This window comes from Pantoea sp. 22096 (assembly GCF_052045955.1).
In the GTDB taxonomy this organism is placed as follows: Bacteria; Pseudomonadota; Gammaproteobacteria; order Enterobacterales; family Enterobacteriaceae; genus Pantoea; species Pantoea alfalfae.
Genome location: NZ_JBQEPW010000001.1, coordinates 1,604,873 through 1,628,414, shown reverse-complemented (window position 1 = coordinate 1,628,414; position 23,542 = coordinate 1,604,873). Strand labels below are relative to the sequence as shown.

General features: G+C 54.1%; 25 protein-coding genes and 2 tRNA genes. 11 read left to right on the top strand and 16 right to left on the bottom strand.

Features of this window, described 5'->3' with window-relative positions; all coding sequences use genetic code 11:
- The first annotated feature begins 273 nt into the window (after positions 1-273).
- Positions 274-441: a ribosome modulation factor gene (gene rmf, locus ACTJKZ_RS07675; RefSeq protein WP_008925875.1), complete on the top strand. Its 168-nt coding sequence runs from the start codon at positions 274-276 to the stop codon at positions 439-441.
- Positions 442-509: 68 nt separating this feature from the next.
- On the opposite strand, the gene fabA is transcribed toward rmf, so the two are convergent.
- Together fabA and ACTJKZ_RS07665 are read right to left on the bottom strand one after the other, a co-directional pair.
- Entirely contained in the window at positions 510-1,028 is a 519-nt protein-coding gene (gene fabA, locus ACTJKZ_RS07670) for a bifunctional 3-hydroxydecanoyl-ACP dehydratase/trans-2-decenoyl-ACP isomerase (protein ID WP_008925876.1), read from the bottom strand.
- A gap of 68 nt (positions 1,029-1,096) precedes the next feature.
- The gene (locus ACTJKZ_RS07665; protein WP_161735660.1) at positions 1,097-2,965 is read right to left on the bottom strand and encodes an AAA family ATPase; all 1,869 of its coding nucleotides are present in this window, start codon (positions 2,963-2,965) and stop codon (positions 1,097-1,099) included.
- A 53-nt stretch (positions 2,966-3,018) separates the two neighbouring features.
- Here ACTJKZ_RS07665 and matP point away from each other — a divergent pair, with 53 nt between their 5' ends.
- Positions 3,019-3,486: a macrodomain Ter protein MatP gene (matP, locus tag ACTJKZ_RS07660; protein ID WP_143813132.1), complete on the top strand. Its 468-nt coding sequence runs from the start codon at positions 3,019-3,021 to the stop codon at positions 3,484-3,486.
- Between the two features lie 94 nt (positions 3,487-3,580).
- Here the strand turns inward: matP and ompA are convergent, their stop codons facing one another.
- Both ompA and sulA read right to left on the bottom strand, forming a co-directional pair.
- Entirely contained in the window at positions 3,581-4,651 is a 1,071-nt protein-coding gene (ompA, locus tag ACTJKZ_RS07655) for a porin OmpA (protein ID WP_010255028.1), read from the bottom strand.
- 350 nt (positions 4,652-5,001) lie between these two features.
- Entirely contained in the window at positions 5,002-5,493 is a 492-nt protein-coding gene (sulA, locus tag ACTJKZ_RS07650; protein WP_161735658.1) for an SOS-induced cell division inhibitor SulA, read from the bottom strand.
- A 210-nt stretch (positions 5,494-5,703) separates the two neighbouring features.
- On the opposite strand from sulA, the gene ACTJKZ_RS07645 reads away from it, so the two are divergent.
- Entirely contained in the window at positions 5,704-6,333 is a 630-nt protein-coding gene (locus ACTJKZ_RS07645) for a TfoX/Sxy family DNA transformation protein (protein ID WP_161735656.1), read from the top strand.
- On the opposite strand, the gene yccS is transcribed toward ACTJKZ_RS07645, so the two are convergent.
- A complete protein-coding gene (gene yccS / locus ACTJKZ_RS07640; RefSeq protein WP_253422138.1) occupies positions 6,330-8,489 on the bottom strand; it encodes a YccS family putative transporter in 2,160 nt (719 codons plus the stop codon). The genes ACTJKZ_RS07645 and yccS overlap by 4 nt on opposite strands.
- Positions 8,473-8,913 (bottom strand): YccF domain-containing protein, encoded by a 441-nt coding sequence (locus ACTJKZ_RS07635; RefSeq protein ID WP_161735652.1) that lies wholly within the window; start codon positions 8,911-8,913, stop codon positions 8,473-8,475. The genes yccS and ACTJKZ_RS07635 overlap by 17 nt, the downstream gene beginning before the upstream one ends.
- A 123-nt stretch (positions 8,914-9,036) precedes the next feature.
- Between ACTJKZ_RS07635 and helD the strand changes: the two genes are divergently transcribed.
- The gene (gene helD / locus ACTJKZ_RS07630; RefSeq protein WP_440829424.1) at positions 9,037-11,091 is read left to right on the top strand and encodes a DNA helicase IV; all 2,055 of its coding nucleotides are present in this window, start codon (positions 9,037-9,039) and stop codon (positions 11,089-11,091) included.
- Between the two features lies 1 nt (position 11,092).
- On the opposite strand, the gene mgsA is transcribed toward helD, so the two are convergent.
- Both mgsA and ACTJKZ_RS07620 read right to left on the bottom strand, forming a co-directional pair.
- Positions 11,093-11,551 carry a methylglyoxal synthase gene (mgsA, locus tag ACTJKZ_RS07625; RefSeq protein ID WP_161736446.1) on the bottom strand — a complete coding sequence of 153 codons (459 nt, stop codon included), beginning with the start codon at positions 11,549-11,551 and terminating at the stop codon, positions 11,093-11,095.
- A gap of 69 nt (positions 11,552-11,620) precedes the next feature.
- Positions 11,621-12,262, bottom strand: coding sequence for a YccT family protein (locus tag ACTJKZ_RS07620; protein WP_440829423.1), 642 nt, complete (start codon positions 12,260-12,262; stop codon positions 11,621-11,623).
- Positions 12,263-12,438: 176 nt separating this feature from the next.
- Here ACTJKZ_RS07620 and ACTJKZ_RS07615 point away from each other — a divergent pair, with 176 nt between their 5' ends.
- A complete protein-coding gene (locus ACTJKZ_RS07615; RefSeq protein ID WP_150009839.1) occupies positions 12,439-12,852 on the top strand; it encodes a CoA-binding protein in 414 nt (137 codons plus the stop codon).
- Between the two features lie 35 nt (positions 12,853-12,887).
- Here ACTJKZ_RS07615 and hspQ read toward each other — a convergent pair whose 3' ends face one another.
- On the bottom strand, positions 12,888-13,205 hold the full coding sequence (hspQ, locus tag ACTJKZ_RS07610) for a heat shock protein HspQ (RefSeq protein ID WP_161736444.1): 318 nt from the start codon (positions 13,203-13,205) through the stop codon (positions 12,888-12,890).
- Between the two features lie 59 nt (positions 13,206-13,264).
- Positions 13,265-14,455 (bottom strand): 23S rRNA (cytosine(1962)-C(5))-methyltransferase RlmI, encoded by a 1,191-nt coding sequence (rlmI, locus tag ACTJKZ_RS07605; protein ID WP_440829422.1) that lies wholly within the window; start codon positions 14,453-14,455, stop codon positions 13,265-13,267.
- A gap of 85 nt (positions 14,456-14,540) precedes the next feature.
- Here rlmI and yccX point away from each other — a divergent pair, with 85 nt between their 5' ends.
- Positions 14,541-14,819 carry an acylphosphatase gene (yccX, locus tag ACTJKZ_RS07600; RefSeq protein ID WP_161736442.1) on the top strand — a complete coding sequence of 93 codons (279 nt, stop codon included), beginning with the start codon at positions 14,541-14,543 and terminating at the stop codon, positions 14,817-14,819.
- Here yccX and tusE read toward each other — a convergent pair whose 3' ends face one another.
- Together tusE and yccA are read right to left on the bottom strand one after the other, a co-directional pair.
- The gene (tusE, locus tag ACTJKZ_RS07595) at positions 14,820-15,146 is read right to left on the bottom strand and encodes a sulfurtransferase TusE (RefSeq protein ID WP_161736441.1); all 327 of its coding nucleotides are present in this window, start codon (positions 15,144-15,146) and stop codon (positions 14,820-14,822) included.
- 105 nt (positions 15,147-15,251) lie between these two features.
- Positions 15,252-15,905 (bottom strand): FtsH protease modulator YccA, encoded by a 654-nt coding sequence (gene yccA / locus ACTJKZ_RS07590; RefSeq protein ID WP_090962424.1) that lies wholly within the window; start codon positions 15,903-15,905, stop codon positions 15,252-15,254.
- A gap of 220 nt (positions 15,906-16,125) precedes the next feature.
- On the opposite strand from yccA, the gene ACTJKZ_RS07585 reads away from it, so the two are divergent.
- The 3 genes from ACTJKZ_RS07585 to agp all read left to right on the top strand — a co-directional run bounded on the left by ACTJKZ_RS07585 (position 16,126) and on the right by agp (position 18,339).
- A tRNA-Ser gene (locus ACTJKZ_RS07585) sits at positions 16,126-16,213 on the top strand.
- A gap of 67 nt (positions 16,214-16,280) precedes the next feature.
- A tRNA-Ser gene (locus ACTJKZ_RS07580) sits at positions 16,281-16,368 on the top strand.
- Between the two features lie 270 nt (positions 16,369-16,638).
- Complete coding sequence (agp, locus tag ACTJKZ_RS07575) at positions 16,639-18,339, top strand: bifunctional glucose-1-phosphatase/inositol phosphatase (protein WP_440829421.1); 1,701 nt, start codon at positions 16,639-16,641, stop codon at positions 18,337-18,339.
- A 65-nt stretch (positions 18,340-18,404) separates the two neighbouring features.
- Here agp and ACTJKZ_RS07570 read toward each other — a convergent pair whose 3' ends face one another.
- Genes ACTJKZ_RS07570 through wrbA form a run of 3 tightly spaced genes read right to left on the bottom strand, consistent with a single transcriptional unit; the run spans position 18,405 to position 20,684 of the window.
- Positions 18,405-19,778 carry an NAD-dependent succinate-semialdehyde dehydrogenase gene (locus tag ACTJKZ_RS07570; RefSeq protein ID WP_440829420.1) on the bottom strand — a complete coding sequence of 458 codons (1,374 nt, stop codon included), beginning with the start codon at positions 19,776-19,778 and terminating at the stop codon, positions 18,405-18,407.
- A 55-nt stretch (positions 19,779-19,833) separates the two neighbouring features.
- Positions 19,834-20,064, bottom strand: coding sequence for a YccJ family protein (locus ACTJKZ_RS07565; protein ID WP_003850006.1), 231 nt, complete (start codon positions 20,062-20,064; stop codon positions 19,834-19,836).
- A gap of 20 nt (positions 20,065-20,084) precedes the next feature.
- Complete coding sequence (gene wrbA, locus ACTJKZ_RS07560; protein ID WP_161736438.1) at positions 20,085-20,684, bottom strand: NAD(P)H:quinone oxidoreductase; 600 nt, start codon at positions 20,682-20,684, stop codon at positions 20,085-20,087.
- Positions 20,685-20,983: 299 nt separating this feature from the next.
- On the opposite strand from wrbA, the gene ACTJKZ_RS07555 reads away from it, so the two are divergent.
- Positions 20,984-21,157 (top strand): general stress protein, encoded by a 174-nt coding sequence (locus tag ACTJKZ_RS07555; RefSeq protein WP_161736437.1) that lies wholly within the window; start codon positions 20,984-20,986, stop codon positions 21,155-21,157.
- Between the two features lie 96 nt (positions 21,158-21,253).
- Positions 21,254-22,168 carry a DMT family transporter gene (locus tag ACTJKZ_RS07550; RefSeq protein ID WP_253421539.1) on the top strand — a complete coding sequence of 305 codons (915 nt, stop codon included), beginning with the start codon at positions 21,254-21,256 and terminating at the stop codon, positions 22,166-22,168.
- On the opposite strand, the gene rutG is transcribed toward ACTJKZ_RS07550, so the two are convergent.
- Positions 22,169-23,497, bottom strand: a complete 1,329-nt coding sequence (gene rutG, locus ACTJKZ_RS07545; protein WP_260057831.1) for a pyrimidine utilization transport protein G — start codon at positions 23,495-23,497, stop codon at positions 22,169-22,171.
- Between the last annotated feature and the right edge of the window lie 45 nt (positions 23,498-23,542).

Below are 23,542 nucleotides of genomic sequence, written 5' to 3'. Positions count from 1 at the left end.
GTGAATAAATAAGCTAAGCCCCTGAACGATTGTCGTGTTTTATCGGCGTCATTCAGGGGCTTTTTTATTAGCTTATTCAGAAAGATAGTGTTGGCGTATGCATCACAAAACGTCCTTAATTTTACCGATTAAGGTCACATTTATGACACTGGCATGAAGATTGGGCATTGATCTTTGGGTGCGCAGGAGGTAGAACATTAGGGTGGTTGAACATTAATTCACCACTTTTTCTTTCCACCAGATTCCACAGACCTTACATGAGGGACACGGAGTATGAAGAGACAGAAACGAGACCGCCTCGAACGCGCCCATTCACGTGGTTATCAGGCAGGCATTACTGGACGCTCAAAAGAGATGTGTCCGTATCAGTTGATTGACGCTAAGTCTCACTGGTTGGGAGGTTGGCGACAAGCCATGGAGGACAGGTCGGTAGCTGCATAACCGGATGTCACTGAAAAGGGAATATAACCTCCGCCATGCGCGGAGGTTTTTGTTTCCAGGGGAAACGCTTAAAAAGCGGCAGTATCTTTAAACAGGCCGACTTTCAGATCGCTGGCGGTATAAATAAGGTTGCCGTCAACCAGCACTTCACCATCTGCCACGCCCATCACCAGTTTACGGTTAATCACACGTTTGAAGTGAATGCGGTAGGTGACTTTCTTCGCTTCAGGCAGGACCTGTCCGGTGAATTTCACTTCACCCACGCCCAGCGCACGACCTTTACCTTCGCCGCCCAGCCAGCCCAGATAGAAACCGACCAGCTGCCACATGGCATCCAGGCCCAGACAGCCCGGCATCACCGGATCGCCAATAAAGTGACAGCCGAAGAACCAGAGATCAGGATTGATATCCAGCTCCGCTTCAACAAAGCCTTTGTCATATTTGCCGCCGTCTTCGGTCATTTTGACCACGCGGTCCATCATCAGCATGTTGCCAGATGGAAGCGGCGGACCATTTTCGCCAAACAGTTCACCACGACCTGACAGAATCAGATCTTCTTTGGTATAGGATTCGCGTTTATCTACCATGTTTTCAATAAGCCTTGTTTTAGTGAATCACGAATATTAGCGAACAGTTGTACGCTGAGCAAATCGGATTAACGGTGGTTGAACCAGTTAAGCCAGCGGAGCGCCCAGGGACGTTGCGGCACGTCCGGCTGGTTAAACAGGCTAATGCGTTCCTGGATGGTGTTCAGCAGGCAGTCACCCTGACCATCTTCAGTACTCCAGATTTTACCGGTCAGGAGCGGCAGCGCTTCATCAGCACGGTCGATCGCCCAGATGTGGAAGCGACCCTGTTCAACCGCTGTCACAACGGCCTGGTTAAGACTGAGATGACGAACGTTGCAGGCAGGAATAATCACACCCTGCTGACCCGTTAGTTCACGCTGATGACAGATATCAAAGAAGCCTTCGATCTTCTCATTCAGTCCGCCTACCGGTTGTACGTTGCCAAACTGATCGACTGAACCAGTCACGGCGATTTGCTGATTGATCGGCTGATTCGCCAATGCGCTGATTAAGGCACAGAGTTCAGCCAGCGAAGCGCTGTCACCGTCCACCTCGGAATAGGATTGCTCAAAGACCATTGAGGCTGAGAAGGGCAGTTGCTGATCGAGCTCCAGCTCGGCAATCAAAAATGCCTGCATGATCATCATGCCTTTAGCATGAATGTTACCGCCCAGCTCCGCCTTACGCTCAATATCCATGAACTCGCCATCGCCGGGATGAACCACGCAGGTAATACGAGAGGGGTCGCCCCAGGCACGGGGATGACCAGGATATTCCACCACCGACAGGCCGTTAATCTGACCGACTACTTCGCCTTCGGTTTCAATCAGAATCTGTCGCAGCAGAATCTCATCACGCATCCGTTCATTGAGATAATTCTCGCGCCACAAGCGCGCTTCAAGCGCATCACGCAATGCTTCAGCATTGAGTACGTCGCCCATCAGAGCCGACTCGCGCATCTGACGCTGCAGCCAGCGCGGGCAGAGGGGTAGCGTATCCTGATCGCCGCTGTAACGGACACCTTCTTTGATCAGCTCTGGCCAGAAGTCCGCTTCCGGCACGGGCAGGCCCGCCTGTTGCGCCAGTTCAGTACTCCAGCGACACCAGGCCAGCATGTCATCTTCATCAAGAACCTGAATGTTCTCTTCAAATTCAGTATAGATGGCCATTTCATGCGCTTCAGGGTCGAGCTCCTGAAAATCCGCAAGCGCTTCGCGGTCGCCGCACAGGACCAGGTTAAGACTGAGCGGTAATGAAGGAATCGAGACAGGTAGCGGGCGGCGTTCATCCTGAGAGGTCCACTCAACATAGCCTTGCTCAATACACTTTTTCAGGCGCAGCCATAGAATTGGCTGCGTCAGCAGGCTACGCAGTGACAGTACCAGCGTGCCGCCATTGGCGCGATGGATCAGCCCTGGCTCAAGCTGGATGCGATCTTTATACTGCCGCACGCAGCCAAACAACTGCTCCATCTCAATCCACTCAGCAAAGTGAATACCACCCTGACTGGTGAATGGGCGTTGCGGATCGGATGGGGGCTGAAGCGTGACGTTGTCAGCCATGATATGGTAATCACCGCCGGACAGAGTGGTACTGTCAGCCATGACCCGCTGCGCGGCCTGAACGATGAATGTCAGATAATCGCGATTCTCCTGGCTTCTAACCAGCAGTAACGGGAATCCCTGCGACTGGTGATGTAAATGCGCCAGCGCATTCAGCAACCGGGGCTGTACCGTTGCCAGAGCATCAGTTTCTTCATCAGCAATTCGGGAGAAAACGGATTGGTATTGCGCGCTATCCGGCTGTAAGGTCTGCCACGTAAGTTGAGTGCTGGTCAAAATAATCGCATTTATCTGTTTTAAGAAAAGCGAGATTATACAGGATTCACCCTTGTTAAGCACTGCAGACTTCCTGTTGAAGATGTGATGATGGCAGCATGTTTTTCGTTGCTGCATCCGGGAAAAAAGCTGTTATTCTTAGCCCGTTACGTGATCACGATGAGATTCCGATGAAATACCAGCAACTCGAAAATCTTGAATGTGGATGGAAGTGGAAATACCTGGTGAAAAAACATCGGGAAGGTGAACTGATCACGCGTCACCTTGAGTTAAGCGCGGCACAGGCGGCAGTGGATAAACTGCTGGCGATGGAAAATAATCCGGTGACGGTGAACGAGTGGATTGCAGAACATATTCATTCTGATCTTGATAACCGGCTGAAGCAGACCATCCGGGCCAGGCGCAAACGCCATTTCAACGCTGAACATCAGCATACCCGAAAAAAATCGATAGACCTGGAGTATCTGGTCTGGCAGCGGCTGGCAGGCCTCGCTCAGCGGCGTGGCTGCACGCTTTCTGAAACGATTGTTCAGCTGATAGAAGATGCGGAACGCAAAGAGAAATATGCCACTCAGATGTCGAGTCTTAAGCAGGATTTGCAGGCGATTCTGGGTAAATCGGGTTCAGAGAGCGAGTAAGCGGGCAGGGAATTCAGAGTATAGGCGCTAAAGACCGATTGATTACCGTCACAAAAAAACCCCGCTAAGGCGGGGTTTTTTATGACGTGTAAACTTAAGCCTGTGGCTGAGTTACAACGTCTTTGATACCTTTAACGTCGATTTCTACACGACGGTCCGGCGCCAGGCAGTCGATCAGGGCATTACGGCCTTTCACGCTGTCACAGGTGTTGCCGGTAACTGGGTTAGATTCACCCATGCCACGTGCAGAGATCTTGTTAGAAGGAATACCTTTAGATACCAGGTAATCTACGACTGACTGAGCACGTTTCTCAGACAGTTTCTGGTTGTACTGCTCTGAACCGATGCGATCGGTGAAGCCCAGTACGACAACGGAACCATCTTTAGGATCCATTGAGCTCAGCTGGCTGTACAGCTGATCCAGAGCCTGCTGGCCTTCTGGCTTCAGGGTAGATTTGTTGAAGGTGAACAGAACGTCAGACTTCAGAGTGAAACGCTTGGTTTCAACAACTGGAGCTGGTGCTGGAGCCGGAGCTGGCGCCGGAGCAGCGACGTCATCCTGACCGAAGCGGTATGAAACGCCTACGCTCAGCATGCCGTTGTCTGGACGCGTACCAACGGTCTGTGCATCACCGATGTTGTTAACCCACTGGTAGTCCAGACGGGTAGCCCAGTTTTTGGTCAGCGCATATTCAACACCAACAGCAGCCAGCGGAGATACGCCGGTGTCGTGGTCGCTGATGCGGCCAGTAGTTGGGTTAGTCTGCGTTGAATCTGCACGCCATACCATGCCGCCCAGACGAGTATACACGTCCAGATCGTCATAGATTGGGTAGCTCAGTTTAGCAGCCAGCTGAACGCCCTGTGCTTTGAATGCGCCGTTAGTCACGTTGCCTTTGTTAGGCATGCGACCCAGCCAGTCATAGCCCAGCTCGAAGCCCAGGTATGGATTTGCCTGGTAACCAACGAATGCACCTGCACCCAGCTGGCTTTCATGAGTTGGACCGTCATTGTTTTCGTAACCGTTACCGTAGTAACCAGTGTCGTGATACTGAGACCAGCCCAGTTTAGCACCGGTGTACCAGGTGTCATCTTTTGGAGCGGCCTGCGCTACGGTAGCGAAGCCAGCCAGTGCCACTGCAATTGCGATAGCTGTCTTTTTCATTTTGCGCCTCGTTATCATCCAAATAGGCAATGAGCAAAAAGGTTGCTCTTGGTTTAAATCCTTCGCCGGGTCAAAACGCTCGCTTATGACTCTACCGCAAAAAACGGAGGTTATTGAGCACCCTGGCGAGATAAAGTCTACAACGAGATTGGAAACTTACAAGTATGATGTGAGGCGCTTCTGTAAAAAAACAGCGATTTATACACAATTTCTAACAATTAGCCTGGTAGTATTGTCGCGGCAAAAAGCCTTAAAAACCTGCTAAACCATTGTCACAGCTCGAACTAACAGAATCAGTGGTTTAGCGACGACAGATAAGAAAAATAGCTTGGGAAACTTCTGATTTTTACTTAATGAAACAAATCCGACTGAATTTTTATCGCACTTTGCGGTCTGAGAGGCGCTTCCGATGTCCCGCTTGCCCGCAAAATCAAACCCAGCGCGTCACCCTCTGCCGCCGCATTTTCAAGTTGACGGCGCTCATCTTCGCCAAGGTCATAAGGAATCCATGCCAGAACGACACTGTAATTTCCTGTACGTAATGCCTTGACCATCGCTTCCACCGCATTCAGACGTTCAGAATCGGCGATATGCATACTTTTATCCAGCGGTAATCCCGACTCCTGCATCCAGGTGCGATTCAGTTTATGTGCCGGTGTTAACCACAACTGCCAGCGTGATTGCTGACTCAGCTGCTGTAATAATGGCAACAGCAGCATCTGCATCATACCGGGCTGCTCGCTGCAGCGTAACTCAGTAATTCCACCGCCCTGAGAGGCCGGAACGGAAGAGGACGCGTAATGATGAGCATAGCGTGCATTATCAGGATGTTGTGTTCGCATAAGTTAATCACCAGCAGTTGACTGTATGAATATACAGTACTGTCATCCTGGATAAAGATCAACCCAAATTTCTGAAAACGCCTCGCAAAAACGCGACAAGATTAGTTGAAGCGTTATTTATTCATTGAACCGGCTGACACTTTTTTCTATCTTCTAATTGCCTGATACCCAAGGCAATTTAAGAAGTATTTCTGACATGGAGGTGGTGCAATGAAAAAGGTGAATCCGGTCGTAGAGCGCTCCAGAGCGCGCCTGGCCCCATTGGGACCAATAGAGTCCCGCACCCAGTTTGGGGGGTATGCTCTGGCTGTCGAAAGTGTGGTTTTTGCCTTAATTAATCAAGACGAACTCTATCTGCGGGCCAGTGAACCGCTGCGCGAATACATTACCGATCGCCCGCTGCAACCGTTGATTTTTCGCAAGCGGGGAAAACTGGTCAGCCTCAATTACTTTCGGGTTGATGAGGCCTTATGGCGCGATTCTGACCATCTGCTGGCGCTCTCTGCTGCCTCATTAGAGACGGCGCAGCTGGAGTTGCAGGACAGGCAAGCGTCTCCGCGGCTGAAAGATTTGCCTAATCTCAGTGTACGCATGGAGATGATGCTCTTTGAGGCGGGCGTAATGAGCGTCAATCATCTCTACCAGATAGGGGCCAAGCAGTGCTGGCTGAAGCTGAAAGCGATCAACCAGCACGTGGGATTTCAGACATTACTGGCGCTGCAAGGGGCTATTACGGGCCGCCATGCGGCTGCGCTGCCGCAGGCAACCCGGGCGGAGTTGAATGCATGGTTCCAGCGCACGCTTTTATCACACCCGGACTTCAGAAGTAGTGAAAGCTAGTCAGTAATGAGCGTGCGGCGCAGGCGAGCCACATCCGGCATTAATGCCACCAACAGACCGAGTTGCTGGAGCACCAGCGGCGCACGCGTATCTGCATCTGCAGCCAGCTGGCTGATTCGCTGAGCCAGTTGCTGGCGCATCAGTTCAACATGTTTATCGCTGACCACGTCCGTCTGAAGCACATCCTCGACATAGCAAACCGTATCATCCAGTAAGGCGAGCAGGTCCGGCGCTGTAATTTTATCGCGGTGAGCGCCCAGCGCGGAAATGTAGCTCAGAAATGAGTGATTGGAGCAGAGCAATTGAAAAGCTGAATCACGCAGTTTCTGGCTGGTACGACTTTCACTGCTCATGTTTGAGACGACAGACGCCAGTTCAGCATCCGCATTATGCGCATCACGGCGGGCAATACGATAGGCAAGCCGGTTATCTTTACCCTGGTGATATTGCTCCATGATGGCATCCAGATAACGACAGTTCGCTTTCAGCGTTCGCTCTGCCACAGCTGGCAGCTGACGAAAGCGCCAGTCAGGCCAGATAAAGGCGACAGCCAGCCAGGCCAGACCACAACCGAGTAAGGTATCCACGACACGGGGCAGCGCGACTTCAAACCCTTCACCTAACAGGTTAAAGCAAAGCAGCACCAGCAGAGTGATAAACAGCGTAGCCTGCGCATACTGCACCTGCCTGAAAGCGAAGAACAGCACGCCGGTAATCACTATCAGGATTAACTGCCCTTCAATGGAGGGTACCAGCCATAAAACGGGTAAACCAATCGCAATCCCCGCCAGCGTTCCGCCGATGCGCAAGGCAAGGCGTCGCTGCGTGGCGTTATAGTTGGGCTGGCACACAAACAGGCTGGTCAGCAAAATCCAGTATCCCCGCTCCAGTCCGGTTATCTGAATGAAGCCGTATCCAATACAGAGCACCACTGACATGCGAACCGCATGCCTGAACAGTGCCGACGCGGGAGAGAGATGGCGGCTGAAGCGCAGCCGGATATCACTCCAGCCACTCAACCCTTCACGTGACAGCAGATTGTCACTGTGCTGCGGATCTTCACCGGCCAGCGTCTGCTCTGACTCAATGGATGCGAGCTGTGCGTCAATGGCACGCAGGTTACGTAGCAGCCAGAACAGCGCGCGGGTATGTGGCGCCTCAGGCTCATGTTGCTCAAGTCGTTCAATCGCTTTCTGCAATCGTTCAAACGCACGTTCAAAGCGGCTGTCATGCACCCATCTTTCACGCATCAGGATGCAGTGTGCCAGCTGGCGACAGGCTTGCGCCTGCATATTCAGCAGACGCTGAAAGCGAAACAGAATTTCATTATAGCGCCAGTCGCCGCGCAGCAGGTGATATTGCAGATGAGAGGAGCTGGCGCGTTCATGAATATCCTGCGCCACAAAGTAGTAGTGCAGACTGCGACGGGTGCCGCGCGATCCGCGATCGCCGCGCAGACGGCTCTGCAGCGTGGTTTTGGTCAGATTGAGCTGCGCCACTAACTGGCTGTTGACCATTGCCGCATCAATAAACGCAGCATCATCCTGCTCGCCCGCATCAGGATCGAACAGATTCGCCTTTGCATCAAGGTAGCGGGCCAGTTGTGAAAAGCTTCCCGCCAGCTGTTCCTGTACCGGTCGGACCGGGAACATCAGATGACCCAGCAGGGTCAGAAGGTTATACCAGAGAGCGCCGACCAGCAGCAGCATTGGCTGCATGTACCACTGGCTGAACAGCCCGATGCCGAGCATGGTATAGACCGCAATCAGCAGCGCACCAAAAGCGATAGTGGCGTAGCGCTGCCCCAGAGCACCCAGCAGAATAAAGCCCCAGGTCGAAATCGCCAGCCCGACCATAAAGGCGAACGGCCAGGGAAACAGCAGCTCTACGGAAACCGAGGCGATGCAGAAGCAGAGCAGGGTAATCAGCAGATTCTTCAGACGTCCGGCCAGACGATCATCAAGATCGGCCAGCGCAGCCGCGACCACCCCCAGCGTCAGAGGAATCGTCCACTCAATCTGATGCAGCCACCAGGGGATGGCAGCGCAGCCACTCAGGGCAAACAGGATCCGCAGCAGATAGCGCCACGTACTGTTAAACAGATATTTTCGCCAGCCAGGCACTGCATCAGACATCATATTAATAGCGGCGGGCATTGGCGTCGCGCGCAGCACGCGCCTCTTCTACTGACACCACCCGGCGTCCAACCGGCCAGAGCGCAATAGCGGCGATCTTAAAGTTTGCAATCCCTGTCGGAATACCGATGATGCTGATGCACTGCACAATGCCCACGGAAATATGCGAAAGGCAGAGCCACCAGCCGAAGAAAATCAGCCAGAAGATGTTCAGAAAGGTGCCGCCGGTATTCAGAATATGACTCTTACTTTCAGGACGCAGCACATCGACATGCACCGCCTCGTTGCCAAACGGCAGCAGCGAGAGTTTAGTGATTTCCCAGCAGGAGCGGGTCAGCGGCAGGGTAAAAACCAGCACGACGCTGATCAATGTGGCAAACAGCCAGCTCAGGGTGGTGAAAAAGCCGCCCAGAACAAAATTCAGAATATTTAAAACGGTGCGCATGATCTTCTTTTCCTTTTGCATTCCGCAAGATGTGACGCCAAGTTTAGCCTGTTTTAAGGCTGGAGCGCCAAGGGTCTGACAGGTAAACTCCCCCTAATCCTCTTATCTGACGTTGGTGTCGGCGTGGAACTGAAAGCAACTTCAATGGGCAAACGGCTTGCTCAGCATCCTTATAACCGTGTTCGTCTGCTGGCAGCGGGTGTCGAAGTCAGTGGCGATAAGCATGAGTATCTGATCCCCTTTAACCAGTTACTTAATATCGCCTGCAAGCGTGGGCTGGTATGGGGCGAGCTGGAATTTTTGCTGGACGATGAAAAAGTGGTCCGGCTGCACGGAACGGAATGGCAGGAGACGCAGCGCTTTCACCACTATCTGATGCAGGCCTGGCAGAACTGGAGTCTGGAGATGAGCACGGTGTGCCGCGAGGTACTCCAGTCACTGCGCGACGAAATCGGGACGTTTGGCGCGCAGGATCGCTGGCTGAATCGCCACGAGCTGCAGGCGCTGAAGATAAAAATTCTCAAACAGTTCGACGCGTTACCGATGCCGCTCACCCGCTTAAACGATTTTCCTGACTGCCGTGATAGCCTGGCATTTTGCCAGCACTGGCTGGATCAGGGTGAGTTGGCTCTGCGGCAGCGAAACCGTGACTGGACTAACGCTATGCTGACCCGCTATCAGTCGTTCTTTGCCAGCGTCGAGAGCACGCCACTCAATCAATCGCAGTGTGAGGCGGTGGTTAATGGCGAGGATTCTCTGCAGGTACTGGCTGGTGCGGGCAGCGGTAAAACCTCGGTGCTGGTGGCCCGTGCAGGCTGGTTAATGGAGCGCAGACTGGCCAGCGCCGATCAAATTCTGTTGCTGGCATTTGGCCGCCAGGCTGCTGAAGAGATGAACGCACGTATTCAGTCCCGGCTCTCTGCGGGTGACATCCAGGCAAAGACTTTCCATTCTCTGGCTCTGCATATTATTCGTGAAGGGAGCAATAAGCAGCCGGTTATCAGCAAGCTGGAGAGCGATGCGGATGCACGTCGCACGCTGCTACTCAGGGAGTGGCGGCAGCAGTGCCACGAGAAAAAGGCGATGGCAAACGGCTGGCGTCAGTGGCTCCGTGACGAACTGGCGTGGGAGTTACCGGAAGGGCCATTCTGGGAGGACGAGAGGCTGGCAAACCGGCTGGCGTCACGTCTGGAGCGCTGGCTCGGTCTGATGCGCATGCATGGCGGTGCGCAGGCAGCGATGATCGCCGACGTGCCGGAAGAGATTCGGGATCGCTTCAGTAAACGCATCAAACTGATGGCACCCCTGCTGAAAGCGTGGAAAAGCGCGCTGAAAGAAGAGGGCGCGGTCGATTTCTCGGGACTCATTCACCAGGCGATTGCCATTCTGGAAAAAGGACGCTTTATCAGTCCGTGGAAACACATTCTGGTGGATGAATTCCAGGATATCTCGCCTCAGCGTGCCGCATTGCTCAGCGCACTACGCCAGCAGAATAAGCGCACCGCGCTGTTTGCTGTCGGCGATGACTGGCAGGCTATCTACCGCTTCAGCGGCGCAGAGATGACGCTGACCACCGCATTTCATCACTACTTCGGTGAGGGCGATCGGTGCGTGCTGGACACCACCTACCGCTTTAATGATCGCATCGGTGACATTGCGAACCGGTTTATCCAGCAGAATCCGCAGCAGCTGGCAAAACCGCTGAACAGCGTCACCAAAGGCAATAAAAAGTCGATTTCGCTGCTGGCGGAGGATCAGCTGGAAGCCCTGCTGAACAAACTCAGCGGTTATGCGAAGCCTGAAGAGCGGATTCTGCTACTGGCGCGCTATCACTATCTGCGACCGGAACTGCTCGATAAAGCCAGAACCCGCTGGCCGAAACTTAATCTGGAATTTATGACAATCCATGCCAGCAAAGGTCAGCAGGCGGATTACGTTATTTTGCTGGGATTGCAGCAGGGCAAAGAGGGTTTCCCGGCGGAAGTACGTGAGTCGATTATCGAACAGGGCCTGTTACCGCAGCCCGAAGCGTTTCCGGATGCCGAAGAGCGCCGTCTGGCCTATGTGGCGCTGACGCGAGCGCGCCAGCAGGTTTTTCTGATGTTTGATAAGGCCGCGCCGTCACCGTTTGTTGATCACTTCCGCGAACTGGGCGTTCCTGTGCTGCGTAAAGCCTGAGTTATTTCAGACGATCGGCCAGATAGCGCTGATAGTCAGGAATCATAATCTCAACGTTTTGGGCAAACAGTGGCGACTGAATAATAAAATCCGCTGTGGAGCGGTTCGTGGCGACCGGGATATTCCAGACGGTCGCCAGACGCAGCAGGGCTTTTACATCCGGATCGTGCGGCACGGCGTTGAGTGGATCCCAGAAAAAAATCAGCGCATCAATTTTACCTTCCGAGATCAGCGCACCTACCTGCTGATCGCCGCCCATGGGGCCGCTCAGCATAGCTGTCACATTCAGACCGGTATTACGATTGATCAGGTTTCCGGTGGTGCCGGTCGCATAGAGGATGTGTGGTTCAAGTGCGGGCTGGTTTTGTTTAATCCATTCAAGCAGAGCGGCTTTACAGTGGTCATGGGCGACCAGCGCGATATGTTTTGTGGTGCCAAGGGTACGAAAAGTCTGTTCCATAAAGGCGTCCTGATAAGGCTCATGCGCAAGAAGAGAGAGCACGAGTGTACCTCTGGCCCTTCAACGCTATCAACTCGTACGTAACATTTTGACCAGGGTCAGTAATTGCTGACGCGTGGCTTCGTCGAAGCGGTGAAACCAGCGATGCAGCGAGGGCAGTTCGGCCTGCGTTGTCCAGTCCAGATCGGCGGTGAGGCGGGAAGAAGAGGGCGTAGCAGAAGCGGAATTTGCAAACCGGGGTACAGAGGCAATCTGATGGGTGCGATTGTAATTCAGCATCGCTTTTTCCATATCAGCTGTCGCGGTGGCTGGCAGGTGGTCACGCACGCTGGTTATCTCATTGCCTTTCTCATCCACCAACTGAAAATTCAGATTGCGGTCAAAATGATAACGCTCACGTTTTGTCTCCAGCGCCGGCAACCGGATAGTGATGGTTTTGGCCACGGCAGTAAAGGTAACGATCATCGGTGCAGACTGATAAGCGATCACACTCTCTTTCTGCCCTTCACGCTGCTGCTCTACCCGAAACAGAAACTGATGCTGACCGCTATCCAGCTCTAAGCTGTCTGCTCCTTTGAGGAACGAGCCTGAAATTTTTCGGCCATCCAGCACCAGCATATCGATTTGGGGATCGAGCTTTAATGTGATGGCAGAACAGGACGCCGAAACAAGGAGTGTAAGTAACCCCGTTAAGGCCAGCGACAGCTTCATTTCAACTCCGGTAAGTGGTGACGCAAAGGATGGCGTGTAGCAAATTCTTACATTATGGCAGCTAATTTACATTTAAACATATTTATTCGTGCGCAGGTTCAATTAATTTCGTCAGGGACTTAACTGTTAAAGCATGCGTCAAACTACACTCAACACTGACCTGAAAGGAGATAAAGATGAACGACCAGACAATTCGCGATGTGCTGACGCGTACCCAACGTATCGCCTTAGTAGGGGCAAGCGATCGTCCCGACCGTCCCAGTTATGGTGTGATGAAATATCTGCTCGATCAGGGCTATGACGTGATCCCGGTCAGCCCGAAACTGGCCGGTAAAACCCTGCTGGGGCAGCAGGCTTATGGCAGCCTGGCGGATGTACCGGGCGAGATTGATATGGTAGATGTCTTCCGCAATTCAGAAGCCGCATGGGGCGTAGCGCAGGAAGCCATTGCTGCAGGTGCAAAAACATTATGGCTGCAGCTGGGTGTGATTAATGAGCAGGCGGCGGTACTGGCACAGGATGCGGGTATGACGGTGATTATGGATCGCTGCCCGAAGATTGAAATTCCGCGTCTGGGGATAACGCGTTAAAAAATTAGCGTGGCGGCAGAGCGTGCCGCCACAGATTAATGCCGCAGATGAGGTGCCTGTAATTGCTGACGTACTGACGCCGCCAGCTCATCCATTGATGGCTGCTCAGGATGCTCAATGCTGGTTTCACCGGACAGCTGAATTTCGGCAACATAGGTATGAACCTGATCGCCTTCCTCATCTTCCATCACCACATGATACCAGGGTGCGGTGCGCATTTTCTCTTCCGCGCCAACATCTTCAATTTTAGGTGCATCTAACGAGTATTCAGGATCGACATCGACGATAACGCCCAGTACGCCGGACAGACGATGACGAACCTGCTGACCAATACCAAATTTACTGGCAATCATAGTGACCTCCGAAAAAAAAGCTCTCTTTCCAATATGGGGGCAGGAGCTGATTTTTCAAGTCACATCACGCGGCAGGCGAAACCTTTCAGATAGAGACCTTCCGGATAGCTGGCGATAACCGGATGATCCGATGCCTGCCGGAACTGCTCAATAAACTGCACTTCGCGACCAGCATCCAGTGCGGCATCGGCAATGATCTTCTGGAACAGATCGGTAGCCATCAGACCGGAACAGGAGAACGTCAGCAGCACGCCGCCCGGGTTAAGTAGCTGAATGGCGAGCATATTAATATCTTTATAGCCGCGGCAGGCACCCATTAACTGGCTTTTGTTTTCGACAAACTTTGGCGGATCCATGATGATCAGATCAAATTTTTCCCCGCTGTCACGATAACGGCGCAGCAATTTGAATACATCATCACGTTCAAAGTGCGCGCGGGAAAGATCCAGCTCATTCAGTTCAACGTTCTGACGGGCAACGTCCAGCGCTTCCTGTGAGGTATCCACGCTGATCACTTCTTTACAGCCGCCCATCAATGCAGAAACCGCGAAGCCGCCAGTATAAGAGAAGCAGTTAAGCACGCGGGCATCCTGGGCGTAACGACGCGTGGCAAGACGGCTGTCACGCTGATCAAGGTAATAGCCGGTTTTATGACCGCCCTGAATATCAACCAGCAGCTTCATGCCATGCTCGGTAATCGGCAGCAGAGGCGGGGGAAGTTCACCGGTGACGGTGCCCTGCGTCAGTTCCAGGCCCTCTTTCTTACGAACAGCGACGTCAGAGCGGTCATAGATGGCACAGCCAGGGAAGCACTGTTGCAGGGCAGTGATGATCGCCGCGCGCTGATATTCCGCGCCTGCTGAAAGCAGCTGAAGTACTAAAAAGTTGCCAAAGCGATCAATGGTAACGCCCGGTAAACCATCTGATTCACCGGCGATCAGGCGATAGCTATCCAGACCATCGCGGGCCGCCAGCCATTTGCGCCACTGCTGCGCCTGTTCAAAACGGCGGACAAAGAAGGCGATATCGATGGATTCATCGGCCTGCCAGCTCCAGACGCGGGCGCGGATCTGCGACTCGGGTGAATAAGCGGCACGCGCCAGCCATTTACCGTTGCTGTCACACACGTCAATGGTTTCACCCAGTTGCGCTTTACCTTCCAGACGTGCAACGGCTCCTGAAAAGACCCATGGATGGCGACGGAGCAGGGACTTTTCACGTCCCTTTGCGAGAATCAATCTGACTGTCATAGTTTGCTATGCTTACCTGAAAAAATGAGGCGCCATTGTCCGGTGGATAACGGGAAATTGCAACGAACAGCAGCAGGAGAGAATCATGTCAGCAGCCTGTTTTAAAGCATGGGTTCATGGCCGCGTCCAGGGCGTTGGGTTTCGCTACAGTACGCAGGCTGAAGCCAGAACCCTGGGCGTACTGGGGTACGCGCGAAATCTGGATGACGGCAGCGTCGAGGTGCTGGCCTGGGGCGAGGCGGATCAGGTTGAAGCGCTGATTGCCTGGATTAAAGCGGGCGGACCTCGCAGTGCGCGCGTGGATAAGGTGCTGGTGGAGCCACATCAGCCCGCAGAACCGCCCCGCGATTTCAAAACCGGTTAATTACAGACATTTCGCCGGTTTAGGCAGACCGGCGATTTTCGTCGCCTGTTTAGCGGGTCCTTCCGGGAAGAGGCGAAACAGGTAGCGGCTGTTGCCTTTCTCTTCCCCATACTTCTGCGCCATTGCCTTTACCAGCATTCGCACGGCGGGTGAGGTGTTAAATTCCAGATAAAACGCGCGCACAAAATGGACCACCTCCCAGTGCGCTTCAGTCATAGTAAGCCCTTCCTGTTCCGCGATGTGCGCCGCCAGCGCCTCACTCCAGTCGGCAGTATGCTTCAGATAGCCTTCGGCATCGACGGCGATTTCGTTACCGTTAAAATTCACGTGATGTCCTCTCTGTAAATGACGGCGCAGTTTAGCAAACCTGGCGGGCAGTAAAAGCAAAAACCCCGCCGAAGCGGGGTTTCAAAGGGTGACTGTCACTGCCGGTTAGTTGCTGCGGGCAAAACCCAGCAGGCTCAGCAGACTGACGAAGATGTTATAGAGCGAAACATAGAGGCTGACCGTCGCCCGGATGTAGTTGGTTTCGCCACCCTGGATGATGTTGCTGGTCTCCCACAAAATGGCACCAGCGGAGAACAGGATGAACAGGGCGCTGATAGCCAGATGCAACGCAGGCAGCTGCAGGAAGATATTCGCGACCACCGCCACCAGCAGCACCACAAAACCAGCCATCATCATGCCGCCCAGGAAAGACATATCACGACGGGTAGTCAGCACGTAGGCAGAACAGCAGAAGAACACCAGCGCCGTACCACCCAGTGCCAGCGCGATCACGTCGCCCATGCCTGCGGTCAGGAACGAACTCAGGATAGGACCCAGGCAATATCCCAGGAAGCCGGTGAAAGCAAACGCGGCCAGAATCCCCATCGGGCTGTTTGCCAGACGGTAGGTTAAAAACATCAGGCCATAGAAGCCGACCAGCATCAGGATCAGACCAGGCGCAGGCAGGGCCAGCAGGGTGCTGGCTGTCGCCGTCACCGCGGAAAAGGCCAGGGTCAGCCCCAGCAGAAAATAGGTATTGCGCAGAACTCTGTGCGTTGACAGCAGTGAAGACTGCGATGAGGTGACAATTCTTTCCATGTTGCGCTCCTTTAAGCAGAACACTAAATATGTGCCGAGAATACGCAGGCCATTAAAGAGGGAAAAGGCGTTTTACCCTTCTTTACGCGCTATTCTGCTAATTGTTTGAGCAGAGTGGCGATTTTCACAGCGAAAAATCACAATCTGGCTGTTTTTCAGGCGAATAGACAGATAGACGCTTTACATCGCTAAACGGGATGTTTATAGTGCGCGTCATTGCGGAGGGGTGGCCGAGCGGCTTAAGGCAGCGGTCTTGAAAACCGCCGATGGGAAACCATCCGAGAGTTCGAATCTCTCCTCCTCCGCCACTTTATCTGCCACGGGCAATAAAGCGGTAAAATCAATAAGTTTACCGAAGCAGTACAGTTTCAAAACGGAGGGGTGGCCGAGCGGCTTAAGGCAGCGGTCTTGAAAACCGCCGATGGGAAACCATCCGAGAGTTCGAATCTCTCCTCCTCCGCCACATTTTACAGGCCAGCACATAGTGCTGGCCTGTTTCGTTTCTGCCACTCCTGTTTCTTCCTCCAGTCTGAAAAATTACGCCTCTTCTGATGACGTGCGGCTGCACATTCATCTGCCCTATGCATCTCTGCTATAGTCCACTCACTGTTTTTGCAAACATCTGGCGCTTTTCTGAGGCGAGCTGAGTTACACTGTTAAATACATCGCTCTGAGGCGAGCTAATCGGTTGATAGCCTGAGTGTTTCTTTACTGAATGAATGGAATAGGCACAATGATCAAGAAACTGAGTCTTTGCGCATTGTCAGTGCTCGCTGCATTGCCGGTCGGAACGGCAGCATTTGCTGCTGATGGCGATATGCAGCTGCAACAGGTGCTGATGGTAAGCCGTCACAATCTGCGCGCGCCGCTGGCGGATAATGGCAGCGTGCTGGAGCAGTCGACCAAAAAGAGCTGGCCGCAGTGGGATGTTCCCGGCGGACAGCTGACCACGAAAGGTGGCGTGCTGGAAGTTTACATGGGTAACTACACCCGTCAGTGGCTGGCACAGCAGGGCCTGGTAAAGAACGGCAGCTGTCCTGACAGCAATAATGTCTTTGTTTACGCGAACAGCCTGCAGCGCACTGTCGCTACCGCGCAGTTCTTTGTCAATGGTGCCTTCCCAGGCTGTGACGTTGCCGTCACGCATCAGGATGAAATGGGCTCCATGGATCCTGTCTTCAATCCGGTCATCACCGATGACAGCGAAGCCTTCAATAAAAAAGCGTTAGCCGCCATGGCCGCCGCCAATGAAAAACTGCCGCTAAAACCCGCCTTCCAGCGTCTGGAAAAGATTGTCGACTACAAAAATTCGCCTGCCTGTAACAATAAAAAGCAGTGCGACCTCAGCAGTGGTCAGAACACCTTCAGCGCTGAAAATGGTAAAGAGCCTGGTGTCAGCGGTCCACTGAAAGTGGGTAATTCGCTGATGGATGCTTTCACGCTGCAATATTATGAAGGCTTCCCGCTGGAGCAGGTTGCCTGGGGGCAGATCAAAACGCCTGAACAGTGGAAAGAGCTGTCAGCCATTAAAAATGGTTATCAGGATGCGCTATTCACCAGCCCGGATGTTTCCCGTGAAGTGGCTGCACCGCTCGTGGATTACATTCGCAGTCAGTTAGTGGATCAGGACAAAGCTAACGCGCCGAAAATTATGCTGATGGTCGGCCATGACTCGAACATCGCCTCGCTGCTGAGTGCGTTACAGGTCAAGCCTTATGACCTGCCTGACACCTTCGAAAAAACGCCGATTGGCGGTCAGGTTGTTTTCGAACGCTGGCATGATGCGAAAAACGATAAAGACCTGCTCAAGGTGGAGTATGTCTATCAGACCGCCGATCAGCTGCGCAATGCGGATGTACTGAGCCTGAAAAACCCGCCGAAGCGCGTGACGCTGCAACTGGCGGGTTGTGAGGCCGATGCGAACGGCTATTGCAGCTGGGATCAGTTCTCTCAGGTGCTGAATGCTGCGCTGCAGGGCACGCCAATGCAGCCAGCGGCGGCACCACAACCGGCAGCCCAGTCTGACGACGACAGTGCGAAAGCCGCAGCGACGAATGACGCTGCTGCTGATAAGGCTGAAGCGGATAAAGCGACCGCAGCCAAAGAGAAGGCTGACGCCGATAAAGCTGCCGCTGAGAAGTCTGAAGCGGATAAAGCTGCCGCAGAAAAGGCAAAAGCGGATAAGGCTGCAGCCGAGAAAGCTGCAGCAGAAAAGGCAAAAGCGGATAAGGCTGCAGCCGAGAAAGCTGCGGCTGAAAAGGCAAAAGCTGACAAAGCAGCAGCAGAAAAAGCCGCTGCTGAGAAAGCGAAAGCTGACAATGCAGCAGAATCAGCCAGTGATAATAAAGCCACGACTGACAAAGCTGACGCCGCAAACGCGCCTGCAACCGCGAAAGATGACCATTCAACGTCAGCGGCTGTGGCCACACAGTAACTGCGCTTTACGGCCAATACGAAAAAACCCCGTCGAGACGGGGTTTTTTTATGGCTGCAGGACGATTATCCCGCTACGACAACCAGTTTCTGATTAGCAAACTCTTTAATGCCCAGATCAGAAAGCTCACGACCATAGCCTGAACGTTTCACACCACCAAACGGCAGCTCAGCAGAGGTATCGCTCTGGGAGTTGATAAACACCATACCGGTTTCAATGGCAGAAGCCAGTTTACGACCACGTGCAATGTCACGGGTCCAGACTGAGCCACCCAGACCGTAGTGCGAGTCATTTGCCAGCGCCACAGCTGCGTTATCATCACCCACAACGTAGATCTGCGCGACAGGACCAAAGAACTCCTCATAATAGGCGGGGTTGTCCGGGGTAATGCCAGTCAGAATGGTTGGCTGATAAAAGCAGCCCGTTCCTTCAACAGCTTTGCCGCCCGTCACCAGTTTTGCGCCACTCGCTACGGCTTCGTCTACCTGCTTCACCAGGCGGTCGCGCGCGTCAGCAGAAGAGAGTGGGCCAAGGGTGGTCTTCTCATCCAGTGGATCGCCCAGTGTGGCAGAACTCAGCGCGGCGCTGAACTGGCTGATAAAGCGGTCGGCAATCTTCTCATGCAGAATGAAACGTTTTGCGGCGGTACAGACCTGGCCGCAGTTACTGAGACGCGCCTGCACGCCCTGACGGACGGCTTCATCAAGATCGGCGTCATCCAGCACCACAAACACGTCATTGCCGCCCAGTTCAAGCGTCGATTTCTTCAGATGCTTACCGGCCTGCTCAGCCACGGCACTGCCCGCGCGCTCGGAACCGGTCAGGGCAACACCCTGAACCCGATCATCAGCAATCAGATCGGCGACCTGATCTGTAGAGATGAACAGGTTAGTCCAGGCGCCTTCTGGCGCACCTGCTTCACGCACCAGCTTTTCAAAGACATCGGCACAGTGCGGCACAATGTTAGCGTGTTTCGCCAGTACCGGATTACCCAGCGCCAGGTTAGGAGCCAGTACGCGCATCAGCTGATAGTAAGGAAAGTTCCACGGCTCGACAGCGACTAACACGCCAATCGGGTGATACTCAATCCAGGCTTCGCCCAGATCGCTGGGATAGGACTGCGGCTGCAGAATACGTTCCGCATTCTCTGCGTAGTAGCGGGCAATCTGCGAACAGATTTTCACTTCGCCACGGCTCTGACCAATCAGTTTCCCCATCTCTTTACTGGCGATGGTGGCCAGTTCTTCCGCGCGGCTATCAATCAGGTCAGCCAGTTTTTTCAGCACCTGCAGACGCGGCTGAATGTCACCTTTGCTCCATGAGGAGTGGAAAAGATGATCGGCCACATCCAGGGCATGGCTGACGGCGGCCTCATCATGTGACGGCCAGCTTTTCAGCAACTGGTTGTTCGCGGGATTAATGCTTTGATAGGAAGACATAGCGTACTCCTTGGTGAGGTAAAAAAATTGAGGGCGGGAAAGTCCCGCCCCTGAATCAGACGTTCTTACGTTCTACGGGCTTGTCATCCCAGGTCAGGAGATCTTTATCGGTTTTTTCAAAGGCACGAATCAGCACGTCATCGCTGCCTTGCTGACGCCAGATCTCTTCTGCCAGTCTCTCATCGTAATTCGCCACTTCGAAAATGGCCTCGGCAATTTCAGGGGAGGTATGACGCAGACTGGCCCATTCGCCAACGTGATGTGCTTTCGATTGTTCAGTAGACATACTTTTCTCCTTTGTTTAAATCAGTCCTGCAGTTTCACTGTCAGTCCGGCAACATGTTCACCCTGGAAACGGGCAATATTCAGTTCCGCTTCAGTCGGCTGACGCGAACCATCGCCGCCCGCCAGCGTGGTCGCACCATATGGCGTGCCACCGCGAACCTGTGAGATATCGAACAACTCTTTGGTGCCGTAGCCGATAGGCACAATGACCATGCCGTGATGCGCCAGTGTGGTCCAGACCGAGGTAATGGTCTGTTCCTGACCGCCACCGGTACCGGTTGAGGTAAAGACGCTGGCAACCTTGCCAAACAGCGCGCCTGACGCCCAGAGACCACCAGTGCGATCCCAGAACGTCCGCATCTGTCCGGACATGTTGCCAAAGCGGGTCGGAGTACCGACGATAATCGCGTCATACTGCGGCAGTACCTCAGGCGTCGCTTCTGCTGCCTGTTGATGGGTTTTGCCGCCCACCTGTGCAAAGCGATCGGCCTCCATCGTTTCAGGAACCCGCAGGATATCCACTTCCGCGCCGGGAACCCGACGAGCGCCTTCTGCAACAGCGTTCGCCATCGTTTCGATATGTCCGTACATCGAGTAGTAGAGCACCAGAATCCTGGCCATAGGTCTCTCCAGATGGTTTTGACGTCCAGAAAAGTATAGAAGAGCTTTCGCTTTACGCAGGCGATGCTTACTCCGCAGTGGATGAGTCGGGCAAGAAATCTGCAGCTAATCGGTTATATGTCGGCAGAATGTTCGTTCTTTAATCAAATTGCTGATGATTACTCTGTTGCTAAATGTGACTGTCGCGGGAGTTAAAGAAGAATCTGGCTATTATTTAACCATGAGTTGAATTCGGCTTCGGACCGTCAGCTCTCTGCTATTTCATTCTTATTTATCGCACTATGCGACAGGAGCAAATCATGGCAACACATCGTGGAGGTTCAGGGAATTTTGCTGAGAACCGTGAACGTGCCGCAGAAGCGGGACGTAAAGGGGGCAAAAACAGCGGTGGGAATTTCAAAAACGATCCGCAGCGCGCCGCGCGTGCCGGTGAGAAGGGCGGGCGCAGCAGTCCTAAAAAAACGGACGCATAATCCCACTCTGCCGCCGGTCAAGGCCGGCGGTTAACGTCGTTGCTTTTCCCCCTCGCTCTCCCCACAATATCGTCCGGACACATCATCAGGTGAATTATGTCGGACACATCCCGCAGTTTAACCCTGCGCCTGACGCGGCAGGAGCTGGTATTACTTTTTATCACCATGATCTGGGGCGGCACCTTTCTGGTGGTGCATCGGGCGATGCAGCACTCAGGCCCGTTCTTCTTTGTCGGCCTTCGTTTTGCCACCGCCGCACTGCTGCTGGCGCTCTTTTTTCGCCGCTATCTGGCCGACATGACCTGGCTGGAAGTGAAAGCGGGCGCACTGATTGGTCTGTCTATCGCCGGAGGTTATGGTCTTCAGACCTGGGGCATGCAGACTATCTCCAGCAGTCAGTCCGCCTTTCTTACTGCGCTTTATGTTCCGGTGGTGCCATTGCTGCAGTGGCTGTTTTTACGCCGTCCGCCGGGGTTAATGTCGTGGCTGGGGATTGTGCTGGCATTTGCCGGCTTGTTGCTGGTGGCCGGGCCGCAGGATGGCCGTATCAGCCTGAATGCAGGTGAAATCGCGACGCTGCTCAGCACCCTGGCGATTGCCGCCGAAATTATCTTGATCAGCCGCTATGCCGGTCAGGTTGATGTACGCCGCGTGACGCTAATCCAGCTGGCGGTGGCGTCGCTGTGTGCCTTTGCTTTGATGATCCCCAATGGCGAAACAGTGCCCGCAATTTCAACGCCGCTGCTGCTCAGCGCGCTGGGGCTGGGCGCGGCCAGCGCCCTGATTCAGGTCACCATGAACTGGGCGCAGCGCAGCGTTTCGCCAACCCGCGCCACGGTAATCTATGCCGGGGAACCGGTCTGGGCGGGCGTGGTAGGGCGAATTGCCGGTGAGCGACTGCCTGCGCTGGCGTTGCTGGGTGGGGCGCTGATCGTCTGCGGGGTTATCGTCAGTGAACTGCGGCTGAAACGGAAAAAAGCGGTGCAGCCTGCTGCGACACCGCTGGAGTAGTTAACCCTGCTGTCGCACCAGCGGTTTATCCTGCTGTGTCGCACTGCGTCGGCGCAGAATGGCATTGAGGATAATCGCGCCAAAGGTAGCAGTGCCGATCCCGCCAAGCGTGAAAGAGCCAATTTTCAGCGAGAAATCCCCTGCGCCAAGCACCAGCGTAGTGGCGACCATAATCAGGTTGCTGTTCTGACCTAAATCGACATGGTTCTGCACCCAGATGCGTGCGCCCGCCACCGCAATCAGCCCGAACACCACAATGGATGCACCGCCAATCACCGGGGCCGGAATGGTGTGGATCAGCGCACCAAACTTCGGTGAGAAACCGGCGAGGATGGCGATAATAGCTGCGGCGACAAACGCCAGCGTGGAGTAGACCTTAGTTACGGCCATCACCCCGATGTTCTCAGCATAGGTGGTTACGCCACTGCCGCCCATCGAGCCGGAAAGCATCGTAGCCAGTCCATCGCCCACAAAGGCTCGTCCCATGTAAGGGTCGAGGTTACGGCCGGTCATCCCCGCCACGGCTTTCAGATGTCCCAGGTTTTCCGCCACCAGAATGATCGCGACCGGGGCGATCAGCACCATCGCCTGCAGATCAAAGGTCGGTGCGGTGGTATGTGGCAGGCCAAACCAGGCTGCCTGTGACAGCAGCTTAAAATCGACCGGCTTGCCCAGCCCCAGAACGTTAGTCAGCAGCGCATAGATCGCCCAGGCCAGAATCAGTCCGACCAGAATCAGCAGACGCTGTACCATCCCGCGGGTAAACACTGCGACCAGACCGATACAGAGCACGGTCATCACCGCAACCCAGCTGTCGAATGAAGAGGCGGAGACGCTATGCACCGCGATGGGAGCCAGATTCAGCCCGATTGCCATCACCACCGCGCCGGTCACCACTGGCGGCATCAGATTTTCAATCCAGCGCGTGCCTGACTTCATGACCACCAGCCCAATCAGTGTGTAGAGCAGGCCGCAGGCGATCACGCCGCCCAGCGCCACGCTGAGGTTGGGATTCAGTCCCTGACCGCTGAAGCCGGTCACCGCAATCACCACGCCAACAAAGGCAGCGCTCGACCCGAGATAGCTGGGCACGCGACCACCGGTTATAAAGAAGAACAGCAGGGTGCCAATACCCGAGACCAGAATCGCCAGATTGGGATCCAGCCCCATCAGCAGCGGCATCAGCACCGTTGCGCCAAACATCGCTACCGCATGCTGCAAACCCAGCACCAGCGTCTGCCCCAGCGGCAGTGTTTCATCCGGGGCGATAATACCGTTTTCGGTCAGTGCCGACTTCTTTTGCCATTGCGGAAACCAGGATCGTGCCATCGTTTACTCCAGAGCGTGATGAATGCCGGTAAGGTTCAGGGAAGA

Excerpts from the sequence above, each read along its gene's own strand:
- ACTJKZ_RS07570 (WP_440829420.1), bottom strand. The coding sequence starts at position 19,778 with ATGTCTTCCTATCAAAGCATTAATCCCGCGAACAACCAGTTGCTGAAA.
- agp (WP_440829421.1), top strand. The coding sequence starts at position 16,639 with ATGATCAAGAAACTGAGTCTTTGCGCATTGTCAGTGCTCGCTGCATTG.
- ACTJKZ_RS07615 (WP_150009839.1), top strand. The coding sequence starts at position 12,439 with ATGAACGACCAGACAATTCGCGATGTGCTGACGCGTACCCAACGTATC.
- hspQ (WP_161736444.1), bottom strand. The coding sequence starts at position 13,205 with ATGATTGCCAGTAAATTTGGTATTGGTCAGCAGGTTCGTCATCGTCTG.
- ACTJKZ_RS07635 (WP_161735652.1), bottom strand. The coding sequence starts at position 8,913 with ATGCGCACCGTTTTAAATATTCTGAATTTTGTTCTGGGCGGCTTTTTC.
- ACTJKZ_RS07565 (WP_003850006.1), bottom strand. The coding sequence starts at position 20,064 with ATGTCTACTGAACAATCGAAAGCACATCACGTTGGCGAATGGGCCAGT.
- ACTJKZ_RS07555 (WP_161736437.1), top strand. The coding sequence starts at position 20,984 with ATGGCAACACATCGTGGAGGTTCAGGGAATTTTGCTGAGAACCGTGAA.
- fabA (WP_008925876.1), bottom strand. The coding sequence starts at position 1,028 with ATGGTAGATAAACGCGAATCCTATACCAAAGAAGATCTGATTCTGTCA.
- ompA (WP_010255028.1), bottom strand. The coding sequence starts at position 4,651 with ATGAAAAAGACAGCTATCGCAATTGCAGTGGCACTGGCTGGCTTCGCT.
- ACTJKZ_RS07550 (WP_253421539.1), top strand. The coding sequence starts at position 21,254 with ATGTCGGACACATCCCGCAGTTTAACCCTGCGCCTGACGCGGCAGGAG.
- yccA (WP_090962424.1), bottom strand. The coding sequence starts at position 15,905 with ATGGAAAGAATTGTCACCTCATCGCAGTCTTCACTGCTGTCAACGCAC.
- matP (WP_143813132.1), top strand. The coding sequence starts at position 3,019 with ATGAAATACCAGCAACTCGAAAATCTTGAATGTGGATGGAAGTGGAAA.
- rlmI (WP_440829422.1), bottom strand. The coding sequence starts at position 14,455 with ATGACAGTCAGATTGATTCTCGCAAAGGGACGTGAAAAGTCCCTGCTC.
- rutG (WP_260057831.1), bottom strand. The coding sequence starts at position 23,497 with ATGGCACGATCCTGGTTTCCGCAATGGCAAAAGAAGTCGGCACTGACC.
- rmf (WP_008925875.1), top strand. The coding sequence starts at position 274 with ATGAAGAGACAGAAACGAGACCGCCTCGAACGCGCCCATTCACGTGGT.
- ACTJKZ_RS07665 (WP_161735660.1), bottom strand. The coding sequence starts at position 2,965 with ATGCAGCAACGAAAAACATGCTGCCATCATCACATCTTCAACAGGAAG.
- sulA (WP_161735658.1), bottom strand. The coding sequence starts at position 5,493 with ATGCGAACACAACATCCTGATAATGCACGCTATGCTCATCATTACGCG.
- mgsA (WP_161736446.1), bottom strand. The coding sequence starts at position 11,551 with ATGGAACAGACTTTTCGTACCCTTGGCACCACAAAACATATCGCGCTG.
- wrbA (WP_161736438.1), bottom strand. The coding sequence starts at position 20,684 with ATGGCCAGGATTCTGGTGCTCTACTACTCGATGTACGGACATATCGAA.
- ACTJKZ_RS07645 (WP_161735656.1), top strand. The coding sequence starts at position 5,704 with ATGAAAAAGGTGAATCCGGTCGTAGAGCGCTCCAGAGCGCGCCTGGCC.
- yccS (WP_253422138.1), bottom strand. The coding sequence starts at position 8,489 with ATGCCCGCCGCTATTAATATGATGTCTGATGCAGTGCCTGGCTGGCGA.
- yccX (WP_161736442.1), top strand. The coding sequence starts at position 14,541 with ATGTCAGCAGCCTGTTTTAAAGCATGGGTTCATGGCCGCGTCCAGGGC.
- ACTJKZ_RS07620 (WP_440829423.1), bottom strand. The coding sequence starts at position 12,262 with ATGAAGCTGTCGCTGGCCTTAACGGGGTTACTTACACTCCTTGTTTCG.